Origin of the sequence: Altererythrobacter sp. TH136 (genome assembly GCF_007065885.1) — a bacterium.
GTDB lineage: Bacteria > Pseudomonadota > Alphaproteobacteria > Sphingomonadales > Sphingomonadaceae > Tsuneonella.
In genome coordinates this window covers 2336321-2354187 of the sequence record NZ_CP041409.1, presented here as the reverse complement: position 1 = coordinate 2354187, position 17867 = coordinate 2336321, and the positions used below count along the sequence as shown (strand labels likewise).

Annotated in this window: 21 protein-coding genes; 13 read left to right on the top strand and 8 right to left on the bottom strand. The window is 68.0% G+C overall.

The genetic code is table 11. From position 1 onward, the window contains the following. The first annotated feature begins 65 nt into the window (after nucleotides 1-65). The 6 genes from C0V74_RS11450 to C0V74_RS11425 all read left to right on the top strand — a co-directional run bounded on the left by C0V74_RS11450 (nucleotide 66) and on the right by C0V74_RS11425 (nucleotide 5884). Nucleotides 66-1199: a GNAT family N-acetyltransferase gene (locus tag C0V74_RS11450; protein WP_246844871.1), complete on the top strand. Its 1134-nt coding sequence runs from the start codon at nucleotides 66-68 to the stop codon at nucleotides 1197-1199. 3 nt (nucleotides 1200-1202) lie between these two features. After that, nucleotides 1203-2075, top strand: coding sequence for a transcriptional regulator (locus tag C0V74_RS11445; protein WP_143251852.1), 873 nt, complete (start codon nucleotides 1203-1205; stop codon nucleotides 2073-2075). Between the two features lie 31 nt (nucleotides 2076-2106). After that, entirely contained in the window at nucleotides 2107-3030 is a 924-nt protein-coding gene (locus C0V74_RS11440) for an acyl-CoA thioesterase II (protein WP_143251851.1), read from the top strand. Nucleotides 3031-3085: 55 nt separating this feature from the next. Continuing rightward, the gene (locus tag C0V74_RS11435) at nucleotides 3086-3721 is read left to right on the top strand and encodes a helix-turn-helix transcriptional regulator (RefSeq protein WP_143251850.1); all 636 of its coding nucleotides are present in this window, start codon (nucleotides 3086-3088) and stop codon (nucleotides 3719-3721) included. Nucleotides 3722-3985: 264 nt separating this feature from the next. Beyond that, nucleotides 3986-4858, top strand: coding sequence for a sensor domain-containing diguanylate cyclase (locus C0V74_RS11430; RefSeq protein ID WP_143251849.1), 873 nt, complete (start codon nucleotides 3986-3988; stop codon nucleotides 4856-4858). 129 nt (nucleotides 4859-4987) lie between these two features. After that, on the top strand, nucleotides 4988-5884 hold the full coding sequence (locus C0V74_RS11425) for an iron-containing redox enzyme family protein (protein WP_143251848.1): 897 nt from the start codon (nucleotides 4988-4990) through the stop codon (nucleotides 5882-5884). A gap of 12 nt (nucleotides 5885-5896) precedes the next feature. On the opposite strand, the gene gatB is transcribed toward C0V74_RS11425, so the two are convergent. From gatB to rpsU, 7 genes are all read right to left on the bottom strand, one after another. Next, a complete protein-coding gene (gene gatB, locus C0V74_RS11420; protein WP_143251847.1) occupies nucleotides 5897-7390 on the bottom strand; it encodes an Asp-tRNA(Asn)/Glu-tRNA(Gln) amidotransferase subunit GatB in 1494 nt (497 codons plus the stop codon). After that, nucleotides 7383-7523, bottom strand: coding sequence for a hypothetical protein (locus tag C0V74_RS12945; RefSeq protein ID WP_165938515.1), 141 nt, complete (start codon nucleotides 7521-7523; stop codon nucleotides 7383-7385). Before C0V74_RS12945 ends, gatB begins: the two co-directional genes overlap by 8 nt. After that, nucleotides 7520-9007 (bottom strand): Asp-tRNA(Asn)/Glu-tRNA(Gln) amidotransferase subunit GatA, encoded by a 1488-nt coding sequence (gene gatA, locus C0V74_RS11415; RefSeq protein ID WP_143251846.1) that lies wholly within the window; start codon nucleotides 9005-9007, stop codon nucleotides 7520-7522. The genes C0V74_RS12945 and gatA overlap by 4 nt, the downstream gene beginning before the upstream one ends. Further along, nucleotides 9007-9309: an Asp-tRNA(Asn)/Glu-tRNA(Gln) amidotransferase subunit GatC gene (gatC, locus tag C0V74_RS11410; protein ID WP_143251845.1), complete on the bottom strand. Its 303-nt coding sequence runs from the start codon at nucleotides 9307-9309 to the stop codon at nucleotides 9007-9009. Before gatC ends, gatA begins: the two co-directional genes overlap by 1 nt. Before the next feature lie 10 nt (nucleotides 9310-9319). Beyond that, entirely contained in the window at nucleotides 9320-11083 is a 1764-nt protein-coding gene (locus C0V74_RS11405; protein ID WP_143251844.1) for a DUF4153 domain-containing protein, read from the bottom strand. A gap of 86 nt (nucleotides 11084-11169) precedes the next feature. Continuing rightward, nucleotides 11170-11754 carry an FKBP-type peptidyl-prolyl cis-trans isomerase gene (locus C0V74_RS11400; protein WP_143251843.1) on the bottom strand — a complete coding sequence of 195 codons (585 nt, stop codon included), beginning with the start codon at nucleotides 11752-11754 and terminating at the stop codon, nucleotides 11170-11172. An 84-nt stretch (nucleotides 11755-11838) separates the two neighbouring features. Continuing rightward, nucleotides 11839-12045, bottom strand: a complete 207-nt coding sequence (rpsU, locus tag C0V74_RS11395) for a 30S ribosomal protein S21 (RefSeq protein ID WP_131624750.1) — start codon at nucleotides 12043-12045, stop codon at nucleotides 11839-11841. A 192-nt stretch (nucleotides 12046-12237) separates the two neighbouring features. On the opposite strand from rpsU, the gene crcB reads away from it, so the two are divergent. The 7 genes from crcB (at nucleotide 12238) to nhaA (ending at nucleotide 17234) form a co-directional block, all read left to right on the top strand. After that, nucleotides 12238-12645 (top strand): fluoride efflux transporter CrcB, encoded by a 408-nt coding sequence (gene crcB, locus C0V74_RS11390; protein ID WP_143251842.1) that lies wholly within the window; start codon nucleotides 12238-12240, stop codon nucleotides 12643-12645. Further along, the gene (locus C0V74_RS11385) at nucleotides 12642-13832 is read left to right on the top strand and encodes an RluA family pseudouridine synthase (RefSeq protein WP_143251841.1); all 1191 of its coding nucleotides are present in this window, start codon (nucleotides 12642-12644) and stop codon (nucleotides 13830-13832) included. The genes crcB and C0V74_RS11385 overlap by 4 nt, the downstream gene beginning before the upstream one ends. Continuing rightward, a complete protein-coding gene (locus tag C0V74_RS11380; protein WP_143251840.1) occupies nucleotides 13832-14431 on the top strand; it encodes an FMN-binding negative transcriptional regulator in 600 nt (199 codons plus the stop codon). The genes C0V74_RS11385 and C0V74_RS11380 overlap by 1 nt, the downstream gene beginning before the upstream one ends. Further along, a complete protein-coding gene (locus tag C0V74_RS11375; RefSeq protein WP_143251839.1) occupies nucleotides 14428-15090 on the top strand; it encodes an HAD-IA family hydrolase in 663 nt (220 codons plus the stop codon). Before C0V74_RS11380 ends, C0V74_RS11375 begins: the two co-directional genes overlap by 4 nt. 97 nt (nucleotides 15091-15187) lie before the next feature. Next, a complete protein-coding gene (locus tag C0V74_RS11370) occupies nucleotides 15188-15337 on the top strand; it encodes a hypothetical protein (protein WP_246844868.1) in 150 nt (49 codons plus the stop codon). Then, complete coding sequence (locus C0V74_RS11365; RefSeq protein ID WP_143251838.1) at nucleotides 15334-16032, top strand: ATP12 family protein; 699 nt, start codon at nucleotides 15334-15336, stop codon at nucleotides 16030-16032. The genes C0V74_RS11370 and C0V74_RS11365 overlap by 4 nt, the downstream gene beginning before the upstream one ends. Continuing rightward, the gene (gene nhaA / locus C0V74_RS11360) at nucleotides 16029-17234 is read left to right on the top strand and encodes a Na+/H+ antiporter NhaA (RefSeq protein WP_143251837.1); all 1206 of its coding nucleotides are present in this window, start codon (nucleotides 16029-16031) and stop codon (nucleotides 17232-17234) included. The genes C0V74_RS11365 and nhaA overlap by 4 nt, the downstream gene beginning before the upstream one ends. A 21-nt stretch (nucleotides 17235-17255) precedes the next feature. Here nhaA and C0V74_RS11355 read toward each other — a convergent pair whose 3' ends face one another. Further along, nucleotides 17256-17840, bottom strand: coding sequence for an ABC-type transport auxiliary lipoprotein family protein (locus tag C0V74_RS11355; RefSeq protein ID WP_143251836.1), 585 nt, complete (start codon nucleotides 17838-17840; stop codon nucleotides 17256-17258). Nucleotides 17841-17867: the final 27 nt, after the last annotated feature.

Below are 17867 nucleotides of genomic sequence, written 5' to 3'. Positions count from 1 at the left end.
ACGGGGCGGGGTTTTTGCTGCATGTGTTAAAGCTTCCATCAGGGTGATCCGCTACCGGCGCACAGGTGGAACAACCGCTCGGCCTCACCCGATCGACCCGCGGGATCGACGCCTGCTGCGCCGTGGTGCCCTGGCGTGACTTCGCCGACCGCGCCGGATGGGACGCGCTGGCCAGCGGTGCCGCCGAGCCCAACCCGTTTGCCGAACGCTGGTGCCTAGAGGCGGGACTGGCGGCGTTCGATCGCCGGGACGGGGTCCGGCTTGCCGCCGTCACCGCGGATGGCACGCTCGTCGGCGTCCTGCCGCTGGCTCGCCGCTTGTCCTACGCCGGGCGCCCTCTCCCGCACCTCGGCAACTGGATGCACGCCAACGCCTTTTGCGGAGCGCCGCTGGCGGCCGCCGGCCTTGAACACGCGTTCTGGCGTGCACTGCTGCGGTGGGCGGATCGCCACGCCGGCCGCGCGCTGTTCCTGCACCTTCAGGGCCTGCCCGCCGATGGGCCGCTGTTCGCGGCGCTGCGCGATGTCTGCGCGGTGGAGCAGCGACCGGCAGCGGTGGTTCAGCGGCTCGACCGTGCACTGCTCGCCTCCGATCTTGCGCCGCAGGACTATTACGACGCGGCGCTGAGCGGCAAGAAGCGCAAGGAACTGCGGCGCCAGCACGCCCGGCTGGCCGAACAGGGGGACCTGTCGTTTGACCGGCAGACCGGCCCGGACGGGCTGGACGCGTGGACCGACGCATTCCTCGCGCTCGAACGCGCTGGCTGGAAAGGCCGCGAGAATTCGGCGCTCGCCTGCGATCCTGCGACGGCGGCGTTCTTCCGCCAGTCGCTCGCTGGCGCCGCCGGGCGTGGCCGGCTGGAGCGGCTGACCCTCGCCCTCGACGGCGCGCCGATCGCCAAGCTGGCGAACTTCATCAGCCCGCCCGGCGCCTACAGTTTCAAGACCACGTACGACGAACGCTACGCCCGGTTCTCCCCCGGCGTGCTGCTGCAGCGCGAGAACCTCGCCCTGCTCGCGCGCCAGGACATAGCCTGGGCCGACAGCTGCGCCGCCGCCGACCACCCGATGATCGAGAGGATCTGGCGCGAAAAGCGCCCAGTCGTTCGGGTCAGCATCGCGATCGGCGGCCCGCTCCGCCGCGCTGCCGCCGCCGCCATCTTCCGCGCCGAACTACGCAGACCTGCCGAAGGATTGTAAGCCATGCATGGGCTGACCGGCTTCACCATCACCGACCGCCCTGTGTTCGGGCCGCAGGCGCGCGTGCAGTTCGCCGCAGCCTATCCCGAAACGCCCGTCATCCTGCGGCACGACCTGGCCGAACACCCCTTGTTGACGCTGGACGCGCTCGCCGCGCTGGCGGGCAAGCTGCCGGACACCGCGATCGAGTACAATCGCGGCGACCTGCCGCTGGGCGTCGATGGCAAGCCTGCCCCCACGGGCATCGGGATCGAGGACACCATCCGCCACATCGCGATCAGCGACAGTTGGGCGGTGCTCAAGAACATCGAGCAGGATCCGGCTTACGAGGCGCTGCTGTTGGCGTTGCTCGGCGAGCTGCGGGGCGAAATAGAGGCGAAGACCGGCGCGATGCTGCGGCCGCAGGGCTTCGTGTTCATCTCCAGCCCCAATGCGGTGACGCCCTATCACTTCGATCCTGAGCACAACATCCTGCTGCAACTGGCGGGCCACAAGGTGATGACCCAGTTCCCGGCCGGAGATCCCCGCTTCGCGCCCGATACGACGCACGAAAGCTATCACTCCGGCGGCCCGCGTGAGCTGGTCTGGCGCGACGAGCTGGCCGCCAGCGGCACCGCCTTCGCCATCGGCCCGGGCGCAGCGGTGATGGTGCCGGTGATGGCGCCGCATCATGTGCGCAATGGCCCGGTCAGCTCCATTTCCCTGTCGATCACCTGGCGCAGCGACTGGTCGTTCGCCGAAGCCGACGCGCGCTGCTGGAACGGCGTGCTGCGCTCGGCCGGGCTGCGACCCCGCGCGCCTGGCCGCTGGCCCCAGACCAACCGCGGCAAGGCGCTGGCCTTCCGCACCTGGCGGCGCCTTCTCAGGGCAAGTTGACGCAAGCGTAAAGCTGCCGCAAGGCACGCGGATGACCGACATGCCGAACGATAAACAACTGATCGCCGATCTTCTCGCGCTGCTCGATCCCGCGCCGCTGGGGGATGACCGTTTCGAAGGACCGCGCAAGAAGGGCGGCGTCGGCCGGGTGTTCGGCGGCCAGGTGATCGGCCAGGCGCTGATCGCGGCGGAGCGCACGGTGGATGATGACCGCGCCGCCCATTCGCTCCACGCCTATTTCCTGCGTGGGGGCAGCGAGGATCATCCGATCCAGCTCACCGTCGACCGCCAGCTCGACGGCGGCAGTTTCTCCAACCGCCGCGTCGTCGCGAGCCAGCCCGGGCCTGACGGCACGATGCAGCCGATTCTGAACCTCGCGGCCAGCTTCCAGAAGCACCAGCCCGGCCTGGAGCACGAGCGCGCGGTGCAGCCCGACGTGCCTCCGCCCGACGACCTGGAAAGCGACGAGGTGCTGCGCCTGCGGGTGGCGGAAACCATGCCCGAGCGGGTCCGTCATATCTTCACGGAAGCGCGCCCGATCGAGATCAAGGCGACGACTGCGCGCCACTGGCTGAGCGAGGGCCCGCAGGAGCCGTTGCAAAACTCGTGGTTCCGCGCGCGCGCCCCGCTGCCCGACGATCCGCGCATTCACCGCGCGGTGCTCGCTTATCTCAGCGACATGCAGCTTCTGGGCACCAGCATCATGCCGCATGGCCTGTCGTGGATGCGGGGCGAGGTGAAAAGCGCCAGCCTGGACCACGCGATCTGGTTCCATGCGCCGTTCCGGGCCGACGATTGGCTGCTGTATCACTGCGAAAGCCCATGGTCCGGCGGCAGCCGCGGGTTCAACGTCGGGCAAATCTTCCAGGATGGCCGATTGGTCGCCAGCGTGGCGCAGGAGGGCATGATCCGCCGAGTGGAGCCCCGCGCGCGCCCGGCGGCGGGGTCAAGCTAACCCGGTCTTAACCCTCAGGCGCGATTCTCCGGTTTCAATAACAGGAGAGTCGCCGGTGAAGATCGCAGCCCGTTTCGAGGGCGATGCCGCCAATCGCCGCGGCGATGGCCGCCGCATGTTGCGGCTCGGCACCACCGGCAAGTTCGCCCGCGGTGACGGCGCGGTCACGGTGCACAACGTGTCGCAAAGCGGCCTGCTGATCGAAACCCGCGAGCCACTAAGGCAAGGCGACACCTTCGCCGTTGAACTGCCCCAGGCGGGGGAACAGAGCGCCGAAGTCGTCTGGGCCGATGCGCCGATGTTCGGGTGCCGTTTTGCCGAACCGCTCGGCGCGGCGGCGCTGAGTGCGGCGCAGTTGCGCGGCGAACCGCTTGCCGCCGCTGACGCGGGAGCGGGCGCGGAGGATTTCGGCGCCCGGTTCCACCGCCTGCGCATCGCTCGCGGCCTCTCGCTGGGGGAAATCGCCAACCGGCTCGGCGTCAGCAAGCCGACCGTATGGGCGTGGGAGCACGGCAAGTCGCGCCCGGTGGAACGGCGCCTTGCGGCACTGGCGGATGTCCTGGGCGTCAGCCTTTCTGGGCTGGAACCGGCAGCCCCCGGCCCCGATCGGGAACTGGAATTGAGCCGCCGCAGGATCGCCGATGCATACGGAGTGGAACCGTCCCGCGTGCGGATCATGATCGAGCTATAGGCACTCAGCCGGGCAAAAAACCTTGCGATCAGTTGTAATTCCGGCGCATGACGAAGTTGGTTAACGAATCGCTTTTAGCTTTTATATCAGATAGTTAGTTTAGGCTAACCGGAGCGGCTAACGGTTGTTCGAAACCCCGCGGAGCAGTTTCGGCTGCTCTGAGGTCGTAGTGCGTCAGGCTCGCCTGACGTTGCAGGGGGCACGCGTGCTTCTCGCGCCGGGTGGACGCGGGGGGCGGCGGCAAGGCAGGGGCTGTGCGGTTCTATGTGGGGCACGATTTCGCCGGGCGAATGCTCGGCGCTGTACCGGCTGGTCGCGACCAGCCCGACCGACCTGGTGGTCAAGACCGATCGACGCGGGCGGATCGTTCACGCCACGGCCGGCAGTTCGCGGCTGGGCATGGCGTTCGCCGGCGATCCGGTGGGCCGGCACATCCTGGAACTGATCGACCCGTCGTTCGCCGACATCGTCATCGCCGAACACAGCGCGGCGATGGCCGGCAGCATGGGCGGCGGCTGGATCGAAGTGCTGGTGGTCGCGCAGGATGGCGCCGAGCGGTGGATGGAAATGAAGCTAGGCGCCCTGCCCGAACGCAATGGCGCCCTGTGCATGATGCGCTCGATCGAGGATCGCCGCAGTCTCGAGAACCGGCTGTTCGTGGCCGCCATGACCGATCCGCTGACCGGCCTGACGAACCGCGCCGCCTTCACCCGAATGCTGGGGCATCTGGTGGAAAGCGGCGCGCCGGGACACCTGGCGCTGTTCGATCTCGATCATTTCCGCACGATCAACCTGCGGCACGGGCACAGCGGCGGGGACCGGGTGCTGATCGCCTTCGCCCGCCTGCTGCGCACGCTATTGCGGGCCGACGACATCCTCAGCCGGATCGACGGCGGGACGTTTGGCGTGCTCCTGCCCGACGCCGACCAGCCGCGCGCGATAGCAGCCTGTCAGCGGGTCGTCGAGGCCTTGGGCGAGATGGACGGGGCCGGCCGGACGGAGCATCGCTTCACCGCCAGTGGCGGCATCGCGCCGTTCCATATTTGCGCTGACACCACTCTGCGCGAAGCCGAACTGGCGCTCCTCAGCGCCAAATCGCGCGGCCGGGCGCGGATCGAACAAGCTCGCTGCGCGTAAGGGGTTTCGGCGAGTCGGAGGGCCAAAGTTGATAAGAGTCAGCCCTCAAAATCAATCCTTTACGGAGTAGCCAGGGAACCCAAGGCGCGCTCGCACGCTTTCTTGTCGAACAAGGAGCAGCATCCACTCATGGCTACGCGCGCCACAGACTACCGGGTCCGACGAGACTCGCAATTCCTCACGGACTCGTTCCAGCGCGGTCTCGCGCACTGGAATCGCCAGCGGCTTGAGCCCGGTCTCCCACAGGATGACTGGCGCGAAACCGCCGAGCGCGATCATCGTATGCAGCGCTTGGAAGGCGCATTCATCGAAGAGCTGCGCGCGGAAGTGCGCGCCGAAGCCGCCAGCGCTCCCACCGACGCAGAAGATTTCATCGACTGGTTCGAGAACCTGAAGCAGGTAGGCCCGGGGCAAGGCGATCCGCTATTCCCCTGGCTCGCCGAGCATGCCGACAAGGATCAACTGCGCTGGTTCTTCGAGCAGGAAGCGGCCGGAGAGGCAGGGTTCGATGATCTGGTTGCTCTCACGCAGGTAAAGCTGCCGACCCGCCCCAAGCTGGAATTGGCCCGCAACTACTGGGACGAGATGGGCCACGGCACCGTCAAGGGCATGCACGGCCCGATGCTCGATGCCCTGGTCGAGACGTTGCAGGTCGACCCCACGATCGAGAACACCGTGTGGGAGAGCCTGGCGCTGGCCAACGCGATGACGGCGATGGCCGTCAACCGGCGTTACGCCTGGCTGTCGGTCGGTGCGCTGGGCGTGGTCGAACTGACCGCTCCCGGCCGTTCGGCGCTGGTGGCTAACGCGCTCAAGCGCGTGGGTCTGACGCCCAAGGAAGCGCGCTATTTCACGCTCCATGCCGTGCTCGACGTGAAGCATTCGGAAGAGTGGAACAAGGAAGCAATCCGCCCCGCAGTGGAGGAAGATCCGCGCCGTGCGACCGCTATGGCCGAAGGCGCGCTGATCCGCCTCAAGTGCGGCGAGCGGTGCTTCGATGCCTATCGCGAGCGGCTGTGGGGCTGAGCGCGGGCGCGCTCAGCCGGCGTCGAGTTTTGCCTTCAGCAGCTGATTGACCACGGCGGGGTTGCCCTTGCCCGCCATCGCTTTCATGGTCTGGCCGACGAAGAAGCCGAACAGCTTGTCCTTGCCGCCCCGGTATTCGGCGACCTTGTCGGCGTTGGCGGCGAGCACCTTGTCGATCTCCGCTTCGATGGCGCCAGTGTCGCTCTGCTGCTTGAGACCTTCGGTCTCGGCAATTTCGCCCGGATCGCGCCCGGTCTTGAGAACGATCTCGTAGATTTCCTTGGCCTGCCCGCCGCTGATTTCGCCGGCGGCCTGCATGCTAAGGATCGCTGCCTGCGCCTTGGGCGGCGCGTGCTCTTCGGCACCGGCGGCGCTGAGCACGCCCGGCGCGACCGATAAGGACCAGTTGGCCACCTGCGTCGCCACGTCGGCTCCGGTCTTTCCGATGGTGCCTGCGGTCACCGCCAGCAGCTCCTCGAACCGGCGAAACCCCTCGACCTCGGCGGTCAGTTCGCGCGCATTGTATGGGGTGAGGCCCAGTTCCTCGACATAGCGGCGCTTCTTGGCGTCGGGCAGCTCGGGCAGGCTCTCGCGGCACGCGCTGAGGAACGCATCGTCTAGTTCGATCGGCAGAAGGTCGGGATCGGGGAAGTAGCGGTAATCGTGTGCATCTTCCTTGCTGCGCATCGACCGGGTGGCGCCGGTGCCGGGATCGAACAGCCGGGTTTCCTGCACCACGGTGCCGCCATCCTCGATCAGGTCGACCTGGCGGCGCGCCTCGTGCTCGATCGTTTGCATGACGAAGCGCACCGAATTGACGTTCTTGGTCTCGGTGCGGGTGCCGAACTCGTCACCCGGCTTGCGCACCGAAACATTGACGTCGGCGCGCATCGAGCCTTCTTCCATGTTGCCGTCGCACGATCCGACATAACGCAGGATGGCGCGCAGCTTGCGCACATAAGCCCCGGCTTCGGCGGGCGAGCGCATGTCCGGACGACTGACGATCTCCATCAGCGCAACCCCGCTGCGGTTTAGATCGACGTAGGACATCGACGGGTGCTGATCGTGCATCAGCTTGCCCGCGTCCTGCTCGACGTGGATCCGCTCGATTCCGATGACCTTGTCTGCGGGAATGCCGGCCTTCTCGTCCGCCTCGATGGTGAGCGATCCTTCGCCCACGATCGGGTGGTAGAGCTGGCTGATCTGGTAGCCCTGCGGCAGATCGGCGTAGAAATAGTTCTTGCGGTCGAACCGGCTCCACCGGTTGATCTGCGCCTCGATCGCCATGCCGGTGCGGACCGCCTGGCGGATGCATTCGCGGTTGGGCACCGGAAGCATCCCCGGCATCGCCGCGTCGATCAGGCTGACCTGGCTGTTCGGCTCCGCCCCGAACGCGGTCGCCGCGCCGCTGAACAGCTTGGCGCTGGAAGTGACCTGCGCGTGGACCTCGAGCCCGATCACGACCTCCCACTCGCCCGTGGCGCCCTGGATGCGATAGCTACTCATCTTTGATCAGCTTTCCGTCTTTATCGAAGCGCGCTTCACCGTGCTGCACTCGCCGCGCGATGATCGCGGGGATGATGGACAGGACGATCACGACTGCAATGCCCGCGATGACCTCCATCGTGGCGATGCTCACCACCAGCGCTCCGGCTTGGCGTTGAACATCGCGCGCTTCTCGATCGCGAGGCCGGCGTTGAGCACGCCCTGTTCGTCGAACGCGCGGCCGATCACCTGCAGCCCCAGCGGCAGGCCGGCGGCGTTGAGCCCGCACGGCACGCTCATCGCGGGTAGGCCGGCGAGGCTGGCGGGCACGGCGAACACGTCGTTGAGGTACATCGCCAGCGGATCGTCCACCTTGTCGCCCAGCGAGAAGCTCGCGGTCGGCGTGGTCGGCGCCAGGATCACGTCGCACTGTTCGAACGCTTCGGCAAAATCGCGCGCTATTAGCGTCCGCACCCGCTGCGCCTGGTTGTAATAGGCGTCGTAGAACCCGGCGCTGAGCACATAAGTGCCGATCAGGATGCGGCGCTTGACCTCTTCCCCGAAGCCCGCGGCGCGGGTGGCGGCGTACATGTCCTGCAGCCCCGCGCCCTGCGGCAGGTCGCGCAGGCCGTATCGCACGCCGTCATAGCGCGCCAGATTGCTCGACGCTTCGGCGGGCGCGACGATGTAGTATGCCGGCAGCGCATACTTGGTGTGCGGCAGGCTGACCTCGATCACCTCGGCGCCCGCGTCTTTCAGCCACGCGACGCCCTGGTCCCAGCTGGCGAGGATTTCGGGGTCGGTCCCGTCCATCCGGTATTCGCGGGGAATGCCCACGCGCTTGCCGCGTAGGTCATCGGACAGGCCGGCTTCCCATTCGGGCACCGGCAGGTCGAGGCTAGTTGAATCTTTGGGATCGAAGCCAGCCATCGCTTCCAGCATGATCGCGCAGTCGGTCACGTCGTGCGCCATCGGGCCTGCCTGGTCGAGGCTGGAGGCGAACGCGACCACACCCCACCGGCTGCACCGGCCGTATGTCGGCTTGATGCCCGAGATGCCGACGAAAGCCGCCGGCTGGCGGATCGAGCCGCCGGTGTCGGTCCCGGTCGCCGCCGGACACAGCCGCGCCGCCACCGCCGCCGAACTGCCGCCCGAAGAGCCGCCGGGAGCAAGCGCGGCGTTGCCACCGTCGTTCGTCCGCCAGGGCGAGATGACGTTGCCGAAATAGCTGGTCTCGTTCGACGAACCCATCGCGAACTGGTCGAGGTTGAGCTTACCTAGCATCCCCGCGCCCGCCTGCCACAGGTTGGCGGAAACGGTGCTCTCGTATTCGGGCACGAAACCTTCAAGGATGTGGCTCGCAGCGGTGGTCTGCACCCCCTTGGTGGCGAACAGGTCCTTCATGCCAATCGGAACGCCGGCCAGCTTGCCGAGCGGCTCGCCCCGGCTGCGCGCCGCATCGACTGCGTCGGCTGCTTCCAGCGCCTTTTCCGGCGTGGCGACGATGAACGCGTTGAGCGCATCCTGCGCCGCGGCGACGTTGGCATTGAAGGCTTCCGCCACTTCGCGCGCGGAGAAGTCACCGCCGGCCACTCCGTCACGGATCGCCTTGACGCCCAGATCGGTCAGGTCGGTCATTATTCGATCACCTTGGGTACGCCGAAAAAGCCGTGCTCGGCGGCTGGCGCGTTCGCGAGCACCGCTTCGCGGATACCGCCACCGGTCAACGGGTCGGCATCGATCACGTCGTCGCGCAGCCGCTGGTGATTCTCGATCACCGCGGTCATCGGTTCCACCCCGCTGGTGTCGACCTCCCCCAGTTGCTCGACCCAGTCGAGGATGGCGTTGAGTTCGGGGACCATGCGATCGAGCGCCGGCTCATCCATGCGGATGCGCGCGAGGCTGGCGATCTTGGCCACGGTTTCGCGGGTGACTGACATGGCCCGCGCGTTAGCGAGGCGGGGCGGCACCTTCAAGCGGCTGTGCGGCATCGTCCAGCGGCGGGCCAACAGGCTTGCCGTTCACCATGATGTAACGGCGCTCGATCGTGCGGACCTCCACCGCGCTGTCCGGCGTCAGCGGGACGGCCGCCGGGGTCACCTCGGGCGCCTGCACCCCGCCGCCCGCCGACGGGAATTGCACCCGCTGGTAAGTGGATCCCGTCACCAGCGCGACCTCGCGTGCGCCGTTCGCCGCACGACCAAGATCGAGAGCGACACAGTAGGTGTCGCAAAGCCATTGGTTGGCGCGCAGGTACTGGATGACCTGCGCACGCAGCGCCGGGTCTTCCGGCTGCAGCCGCACGTTGATGTCGGCGGCATCGCGCACCGGCCGGCCAAAGCCGCGCCAGGTGCGCGCGGTCTGCGCGGCCGCCACTTGGGCCAGATCGGCGACCGTGGCGTTGTCGCTTTTGGCCAGCCGCGCCAGCGCGCGCCGGCCGGCATTGCCGAAGTCCCACCGCAGCGCGTCGTAGTCGAAGTTTTCCGCGCTGACTTTGCCGCTCTCCAGCCGGGCGAGTTGCTGGCGCGTGCTGATCGCGCCGAAATCGAGGATCGGCAGCGCCAGGAACAGCGCGATGGCGCTGATCACCACCGCCAGGTGAACGTTCGCGCGCCGCAGCCGCTCGCGCCAGGCGCCGCTCCGCCAACCGCGTGCCACTGCTACCAGCCAGGCAAGACCGTACGCAGTCGCGGCCGCGATCGCGATCAGGCCCCACAGGCGTTCGGGACTGAGGCCATGCTGCGCGATCCGGGTGCCGAGCGACACGGCGGCGAACGCGGTCAGCGGCAGCACCGCCAGCGCCAGCACCAGCGCGGCGCCGCGCAAGATCCGGCTGGAGCTGGTCTGGGTATCGCGGTCGCGCACGATCGCGTTCACCAGCAGCCAGGCGCCCGCCGCGCACAGCAGCAGCACCGGCGTGGCGCTGCGGGTTGCCTGCCACAGCACGTCCGGCCCGGACACGACCATCGCCACCAGGAACAGCGCAAGTCCAGCGGCCAGCGGCACTCCCAAGATGCTCATCACCACCATCACCACCCGCTGAAGGGTGCCGATGATCCGCGCTTCGTTGCGTAGCACGCCGAGCGCCGCGCCAAAGGCGGCCCCCGACCAGGTCCAGCCGAACCACCCTTCGTCCATCACGTCGCGCAGGATGTCGATCTTGAGCAGGTGGAACAGCTCGCTCAGCACCAGCAACAGGAGCCACGACGCGCCGGTGAACGCCAGTGCGCCCGCGGCAGAAATCGCATCGTCCCAAGCGTGTCCGTGCACCAGTGGATAGGACGTGGCGAAGCGGGTGCGGTGAAAACCGGATTGGAACAGCGGCAGCGCGATCGCGGTGGCGATCACTCCGGCGAGGAAGCCGTACTGCGGGCTGGCATAGCTTTCCGCGCCCGCCACGGCGCGCCACGCCAGACCGGCCATGACCGCCCCGGCCAGGGCGGCGAACGCCAGCGGCTCCTTCCACCGGCCCCGCTCAAGGGTAAAGGCGAACACGAGCGGGCCGAAGAAGCACAGCGCCACGACCGCTGCCCGCCACGGGACCCGCGTGTCAGGACCGTCCCCGCCACTGGCAAGGTAAACCAGCAGGCCTGCGCCGCCCAGCAAGGCCGCCAACAGCCATGGGCGAAGCGGCCATTCCGCCCGGTCTTCCCCGGTCAGGTCAGGTCCGGTCGGGTCAGCGCCGGTCAGGTCATCAGTTGTCGCTTCGCGCACAGGTGGCTCCTCGCATTTCGATGGAGCCACGCTAGCGCATCACATTTCGCGCGCCATGAGCGAAAGGTGAGCTTGTCGTGAAAAGCTTACTGCGGGGCGCCCGGATCGCGCGGCGCGCCCGGAGCCTGGCCGGGGGCACCCTGCTGCCCCTGTTGCTGTTCCATCATCTGCTGCAGCACCTGGAACCGGCGCTGGGCATCGGCCTCGCTCATGAAATCAACCAGCTCGACATCGAACACGAGGTCCGCATTGGGCGGGATCGGCGCGCCCGGGGGCGGCGTGGCGCCATACGCCTTGTCCGACGGGATGGTCAGGACGTACTTGCCGCCCTTCTGCATCTGCTGCAGCCCTTCGCTGAAGCCCGGGACGACGCCTGACACCTGCATCGGCATGCCTTCGGGCAGCAGTCCACCGGTCGGGAACGGCAGTTCCTTCGACTGGTCGAACACCGTGCCGTCGGTCAGCTTGCCGGTATAGCGGATGAACACCACATCGTCGGGTCCCGGACGCGGTCCGTTGCCCTCGGCCACGGTTTCCACCTGCACCCCTTGCGGCGCGGCCGCCCAGGCGAGCCCGCCGGCCAGCGCCACCGCCGCCGCGACCCCCAGCCACAGCTTGGTCAGCGATCCCCTGGTGATCGGCCGGAGCGGTACGCGGGTGATCTCGGTCATAAACTGTTCTCGCGGGTGATAAGCAAAGGGCGCGGATTTCTCCGCGCCCCGATGCCTTAGAGCTGTGTTCGGTGCAAGCGGGGCTTACTTGACCCCGTCGCGCTCCGCCCGCTTGCGCTCCATCTTGCGGGCGCGGCGGACGGCGGCAGCCTTTTCACGGGCGCGCACTTCGCTGGGCTTTTCATAGTGCCGGCGAAGCTTCATCTCGCGATACACGCCCTCGCGCTGCAGCTTCTTCTTGAGCGCGCGCAGAGCCTGGTCGACGTTGTTATCGCGAACGATGATTTGCATGTAGCCGTAAACCTCACAGCAAAAGCCCAGAGCCCGCTTCGCGGCGGGATTGCGCCATTGTTTTATAACGAAAAAGGCGAGGCATCCGAGCCGGATGTCCCGCGAACCGGAGCGCCCTTAGCGCGGCCTCCGCGATTCTGCAAGGCCGCGCATGCCTTTGCATCGCGCGAGGCACCCGCTAAGGCGCCCGGCGTGAACGCCCCTTCTCCCTTGACCGCAAGTGCCATGGTCTTCGCCGGTGGCGGAGCGGGCGCCCTGCTGCGCTATCAGGTGGGGCGTGGCCTCACCCAGGTGTTCGGCCCCTCCGCGATGATGGCATTTCCATGGGCGACGCTGGTGGTCAACGTCACCGGCAGCCTGGCGATGGGCCTGCTCGCGGGCTGGCTAGCGCGCCATGGCACGGGCGGCGAGCAGTGGCGCCTGCTGGTGGGCGTGGGCCTGCTCGGCGGGTTCACCACCTTCTCAAGCTTCAGCCTTGAACTGATGCTGCTCATCGAGCGGGGGCAGAGCGGTGCTGCGCTGGCGTACGCCGCGGTGTCGGTGCTGGCGGGACTGACCGGGCTGTATATCGGGCTTATCGTCATGCGGCTCGCGGCATGAGCGATCCCCTGCCATCGAGCGATGTGCGCCAGTTCACCGTCGCGCCGGACGATGACGACATTCGCCTCGACCGCTGGTTCAAGCGCCACCTGCCGCAAGTCGGATTCGCCACCGTCAGCCGGTGGGCGCGCACCGGGCAGATCCGGGTCGACGGCAAGCGCGCCAAGCCCGAAGATCGCCTCGCCGCTGGCCAGGTGCTGCGGGTCCCGCCCGGCGGCGACTTGCCCAATCGCAAAGCCGCTCCGGCGAAACGCGAACTGACCGACGCGCAAATCGCGGAAGCCGAAGCGATGGTGCTGGAAAAGACGCCAGCCGCCATCGTGCTCAACAAGCCGCCCGGTCTTGCGACGCAAGGCGGCACCAAGACGCACAGCCATGTCGATGGCCTGCTCGACGCCTTCGTCACCGGCGAGGAGCCGCGCCCCCGGCTGGTTCACCGGCTGGACAAGGACACCTCCGGCGTCCTGCTGATCGCCCGAACTCCCGGCAGCGCGGCGTTCTTTTCCAAGCGGTTCTCCGGCCGCTCGGCCAAGAAAGTCTACTGGGCGTTGGTCACCGGCGTGCCCGACGTGGCGCACGGCATGATCGAGGCGCCGCTCGCCAAGCAGCCCGGCACCGGCGGCGAAAAGATGCACGTCGACGAGGAGAACGGTCAGCCGGCCAAGACCCGCTATCGCGTCGTCGAACGCGCCGGCAACGCCGCGGCATGGGTGGAGCTGGAACCGCTCACCGGCCGCACGCACCAGCTGCGCGCGCACATGGCGGCGATTGGCCACCCGATCGTAGGCGACGGCAAGTATGGCGGGCAGGAGGCGTTCCTGACCGGCAGCGTCAGCCGCAAGATGCACCTTCACGCGCGCCGCCTGATCATCGATCACCCGGTCGGTAAGTCCGGGGGTGGCGGCAAGCTGGACGTCACCGCACCGCTGCCCGAGCACTTCGCCGCCAGCATGATCCAGCTGGGCTTTGATGAATCCTTGAGCGATGCGTCCCCCACCGAAGGCCCGCCGCCGCCGTCGCGCGAAGACAAGAAGCAGGCAGCGCGCCAGCATGCCAAGCAACTGCGCAAGTCCAAGCCGACCCGCCGCGGGCGCAAGGATATGCCCAAGGCGCCGCCGAAGAAGACGGGCCCGAACAAGAGTGGAGCGAAGCCCGGGCCGAAATCACCCGGCAGGGGCAAGCGCTGATGCACCCCAACCAGCTGTTCCGCAGCGACGATCGCGCGCTGCTTGAAACGCTGATCGAGGAGGTGGGCTTCGGGATGGTGTTCCAGACCACGCCCGACGGCCCCCGGGTGGCGCACACGCCCGTTCTCTCGACCGGAAACGGCGCGGTGCAGTTCCACCTCGCTCGCGGCAACGCCCTCACCCGCTGGCTGGACGGCGCCACCGCGCTGATCACGGTCAACGGCCCGGACGGCTACATCTCGCCGCGCTGGTATTCCGACCGGGCGACCGTGCCGACCTGGAACTATGTCGCGCTGGAGCTGGAAGGCCGCGTGCGGCGGATGGACAGCGACGGGCTAGAGGCTCTGCTGCACGGTCTGATCCAGCGGCATGAAGCACAGCTAGGCGGGGATCCGTGGCGCGCTGACGAAACTCCGCCCGCCATGTGGCGCCAGCTGCTGGGCGGCATCGTTGGGTTCGAGCTGGAGGTGCGCGCCTGGCGGCCGACGATCAAGCTGTCGCAGAACAAGCCGGCCGAAGACCGCGCCGCGATCGCTGCCGGACTGGATGCCGCCGGATCGCCTGCGCTGGCCGAGCTGGTCCGGCGGCTGGCGCCATGAAGCTGGCCGTGTTCGACTGCGACGGAACGCTGGTCGATGGCCAGGCGGCGGTGTGCGACGCGATGGACGCCGCGTTCGCGCAGGCCGGGCTGCCGGCACCCGACCGCGGCGATGTGCGGCGGATCGTCGGCCTCAGCCTGCCGCAAGCGGTGCGCGTGCTTGCCCCTGAAGCCGAGCCTGACCGGCAGGCCGCGGCGGTGGACGCTTACAAGGCCGCCTTCCGCGCCGCGCGTGACAGCGGATCGCTGGAGGAGCCGCTTTACCCGGATATGGCCGCCCTGCTGGCCCGCCTGCACGCATCGGGCTGGCAGCTCGCGGTCGCGACCGGCAAGTCCGACAGGGGTCTCGCCGCGTGCCTCGCCAGCCATGGGATCGACCACCTGTTCTGTTCGCTGCAGACTGCCGACCGCCATGCATCCAAGCCCGATCCCGCGATGCTCGAAGCCGCTCTCGCCGAGGCAGGCGCGGAACCGGCGCAGGCGGTGATGATTGGTGATACGAGCTTCGACATGGCGATGGCCTGCGCCGCTGGCGTGCGGGCGATCGGCGTTGCATGGGGCTATCACACAGTGAGCGAACTCGTCGCCGCAGGGGCGGACGCGGTGGCGCACACGATGGACGAACTCGAAGGATTGCTCGATCGCCAGCCGCCCGCCTGAGAACCACGGACCGGTAGACCGTTCCGCGGCAAGCGACACGCGAGCCCGCAACCGCTGGGCGGCGTTGCAGGCGGCGCGGCTTGCCGGCGTAGCGCTGGTGATCCTCGGCATCCTGATCACGCAGGGAATTTGGGGCTTTGAGCGGGACCAAGGCCGCGTGGTCGGATACGCGATCATTATTGCCGGCCTGATCGACCTCTTTGTCTTGCCCCAGGTTCTCGCTCGCAGGTGGCGCACGCCGAAATGAAGCGTTTCTGGAAAGGCGTGTCGGTCGAGCCGGAAAGCGGTGGCTGGCAAGTCACGCTCGACGGGCGCCGTGTGCGCACCCAGGGCGGCGCCGCTCAGGTGGTCCCCTCCCGCGCGCTGGCCGAACTGCTGGCCGATGAATGGCGCGCACAGGGCGAGGAGATCGATCCCGCAGCGTTCCGGGCGCGCGATCTGGCGGACTATGCCGTGGATGTGGTCACGCTCGATCCGGCCCAGGTGGTCGCCAAGATCCTGCGTTACGCTGAAACCGACACCCTCTGCTACCGCGCCGATCCTGACGAGCCGCTGCACCGGCGGCAGTGGGCGGAATGGGAGCCGGTGATCGCCGCGTTAGAAGCGCGCGAAGGGGTGACGCTGGAACGGGTCAGCGGCATCGTCCACCGCCGGCAACCGGCTGCGACCCTCGCCCGTCTGCAGCAGCGGCTGGAGTCGCTCGACCCATTCACCCTGGCCGCGCTGGAAGTGCTGGCCTCGCTTTCGGCATCGCTGACCGTCGCCCTTTCGGCGCTCGAACCCGATGCCGATCCCGCCGCCCTGTGGGCCGCGGCCGAACTGGAGGAGACCTGGCAAGTGGAACTGTGGGGCAGCGATGCGCTGGCGGAGGAACGCCGGCAGCGGCGCGCGGACGATTTCCACCACGCAGTGCAATTCGCGCGCGCGGCGGCGCACCCATGAGCACGCATGTGAAGCCAACCGTAGCGCGCACCGGAGCCAACTCAGTCCTCCGCTCTTTCCTCAAGAGCGAGGCGACCGGCGGCTTGTTGTTGATGGCCGCCGCCGCGCTGGCGATGGTGGTCGCCAACAGCCCGCTCGCCGATCCATATTTCGAGGTGCTCCATTCGTACCTCGGGCCGCTATCGGTGCATCACTGGATCAACGACGGGCTGATGGCCCTGTTCTTTCTGCTCGTGGGCCTGGAGATCAAGCGCGAGTTCGTCGACGGACGGCTGGCGACATGGGCGGATCGCATGTTGCCATTTATTGCCGCCGCGGCGGGCATGGCGATCCCGGCGCTAGTCTACCTGCTTGTGGTTGGCGGAACGCCAGGCCTGGCCCGTGGCTGGGCAATCCCCGCCGCGACCGACATCGCCTTTGCCATCGGCGTGCTCGCCCTCCTCGGCCGCCGCGCGCCGACATCGCTCAAGCTGTTCCTCACCACCGTGGCGATCGTCGATGACATGGGCGCCGTCGCGATCATCGCTCTTGCATATACGGCCGACCTCAACCTGCTCGCCCTCGGCGCCTCGGCGGTGATCCTGCTGGTGATGTTCGGACTGAACAAAGCCGGAGTGCAGCGCCTGTCCATCTACCTTGCGCTGGCTGCGGTGCTGTGGCTCGCGGTGCTCTTGTCAGGGGTCCACGCGACCCTGGCGGGGGTACTCGCCGCCTTCACCATCCCCGTCACGCGCACGCCTGGACGGCCTGACAGCCAGACATCACCGCTCCACCGGCTCGAACACGGCATCCAGCCGTGGGTCGCCTTCGCGGTAGTGCCGATCTTCGGCTTTGCGAACGCGGGCGTGCCCCTGGGCGGAATGGAGTGGAGCGAAGTGTTCGCACCGCTGCCCGTCGCGATCGCCGCAGGGCTGTTCCTGGGCAAGCAGATCGGCGTCTTCGCCGGTGTCGCCCTGACGATCGCGCTCGGACTGGCTTCGCGGCCGAGTGGTTCGACCTGGCTGCAGATTTACGGCGTATCGATCTTGTGCGGAATCGGGTTCACGATGAGCTTCTTCATCGGCGGCCTCGCATTTGCCGATCCGTTGCTGCAGTCCGAAATGAAGATCGGCGTACTGGGCGGCTCGCTGCTGTCGGCGCTGGTCGGCTTCACCATCCTGCGCTTCGCCCCGCCAAAGTGGAGCGGCATGGCGCGTCGCTGACCCAGCCGGGGCTGCGCGCGGTCAGCCGACCCAGTCGGCGACCTGGCCCGCCACGTCGTTCGCCGCCTGGTTCAGCGCGGCGCCGATCGGCGCAGCCTCGGCCGCGATGCCCGGCACAGTGGACGAAAAGCGGCGGGTCATCACTTGGGTGCCGTTCACGTCGCGCACCGCGTCGAACGTCACCACCACGCTGGCGGTGCGCGCGTCGTAACCGAAGTCGATCAGGCTGCCGCGCAGCTGGTTTGTGGGCGTCAGCGCGGCATCATCATTGTCGATCACCAGCCGGCCGGACCGCGCGCGGATGGTTTCCCCCAGCAGCCGGCGGAACAGGCGGGTGGGCCGGTCGACCCACACCGCATCCTTGACGTAAGCCACGTTGGTATCGTCGATCTGGACGGGCACGCGCGTAACCGCCAGCTTGGCGGGCGCCTCCGGTTCGACCACCGCGATCGCCTGAGTCATATCACCGTTGATGGTGGTACCCGCGGCCACTGTCCGGGCGGCCGTGAGGTTCAGCAAGCTTTCGGGTGGCTCGGCGCCAAAGCTGATGCAGCCGGCCAATAGAGCGGTGGCACCCACGGCGGCCGCGATCTTGATCTTGCTCATGGCGTCCCTCTCTGGGCCGGTGCGCGC

Excerpts from the sequence above, each read along its gene's own strand:
- C0V74_RS11440 (WP_143251851.1), top strand. The coding sequence starts at position 2,107 with ATGACCGACATGCCGAACGATAAACAACTGATCGCCGATCTTCTCGCG.
- gatA (WP_143251846.1), bottom strand. The coding sequence starts at position 9,007 with ATGACCGACCTGACCGATCTGGGCGTCAAGGCGATCCGTGACGGAGTG.
- C0V74_RS11445 (WP_143251852.1), top strand. The coding sequence starts at position 1,203 with ATGCATGGGCTGACCGGCTTCACCATCACCGACCGCCCTGTGTTCGGG.
- gatC (WP_143251845.1), bottom strand. The coding sequence starts at position 9,309 with ATGTCAGTCACCCGCGAAACCGTGGCCAAGATCGCCAGCCTCGCGCGC.
- C0V74_RS11380 (WP_143251840.1), top strand. The coding sequence starts at position 13,832 with ATGCACCCCAACCAGCTGTTCCGCAGCGACGATCGCGCGCTGCTTGAA.
- C0V74_RS11425 (WP_143251848.1), top strand. The coding sequence starts at position 4,988 with ATGGCTACGCGCGCCACAGACTACCGGGTCCGACGAGACTCGCAATTC.
- C0V74_RS11355 (WP_143251836.1), bottom strand. The coding sequence starts at position 17,840 with ATGAGCAAGATCAAGATCGCGGCCGCCGTGGGTGCCACCGCTCTATTG.
- gatB (WP_143251847.1), bottom strand. The coding sequence starts at position 7,390 with ATGAGTAGCTATCGCATCCAGGGCGCCACGGGCGAGTGGGAGGTCGTG.
- C0V74_RS11375 (WP_143251839.1), top strand. The coding sequence starts at position 14,428 with ATGAAGCTGGCCGTGTTCGACTGCGACGGAACGCTGGTCGATGGCCAG.
- rpsU (WP_131624750.1), bottom strand. The coding sequence starts at position 12,045 with ATGCAAATCATCGTTCGCGATAACAACGTCGACCAGGCTCTGCGCGCG.
- nhaA (WP_143251837.1), top strand. The coding sequence starts at position 16,029 with ATGAGCACGCATGTGAAGCCAACCGTAGCGCGCACCGGAGCCAACTCA.
- C0V74_RS11400 (WP_143251843.1), bottom strand. The coding sequence starts at position 11,754 with ATGACCGAGATCACCCGCGTACCGCTCCGGCCGATCACCAGGGGATCG.
- C0V74_RS11385 (WP_143251841.1), top strand. The coding sequence starts at position 12,642 with ATGAGCGATCCCCTGCCATCGAGCGATGTGCGCCAGTTCACCGTCGCG.
- C0V74_RS11430 (WP_143251849.1), top strand. The coding sequence starts at position 3,986 with ATGTGGGGCACGATTTCGCCGGGCGAATGCTCGGCGCTGTACCGGCTG.
- C0V74_RS11365 (WP_143251838.1), top strand. The coding sequence starts at position 15,334 with ATGAAGCGTTTCTGGAAAGGCGTGTCGGTCGAGCCGGAAAGCGGTGGC.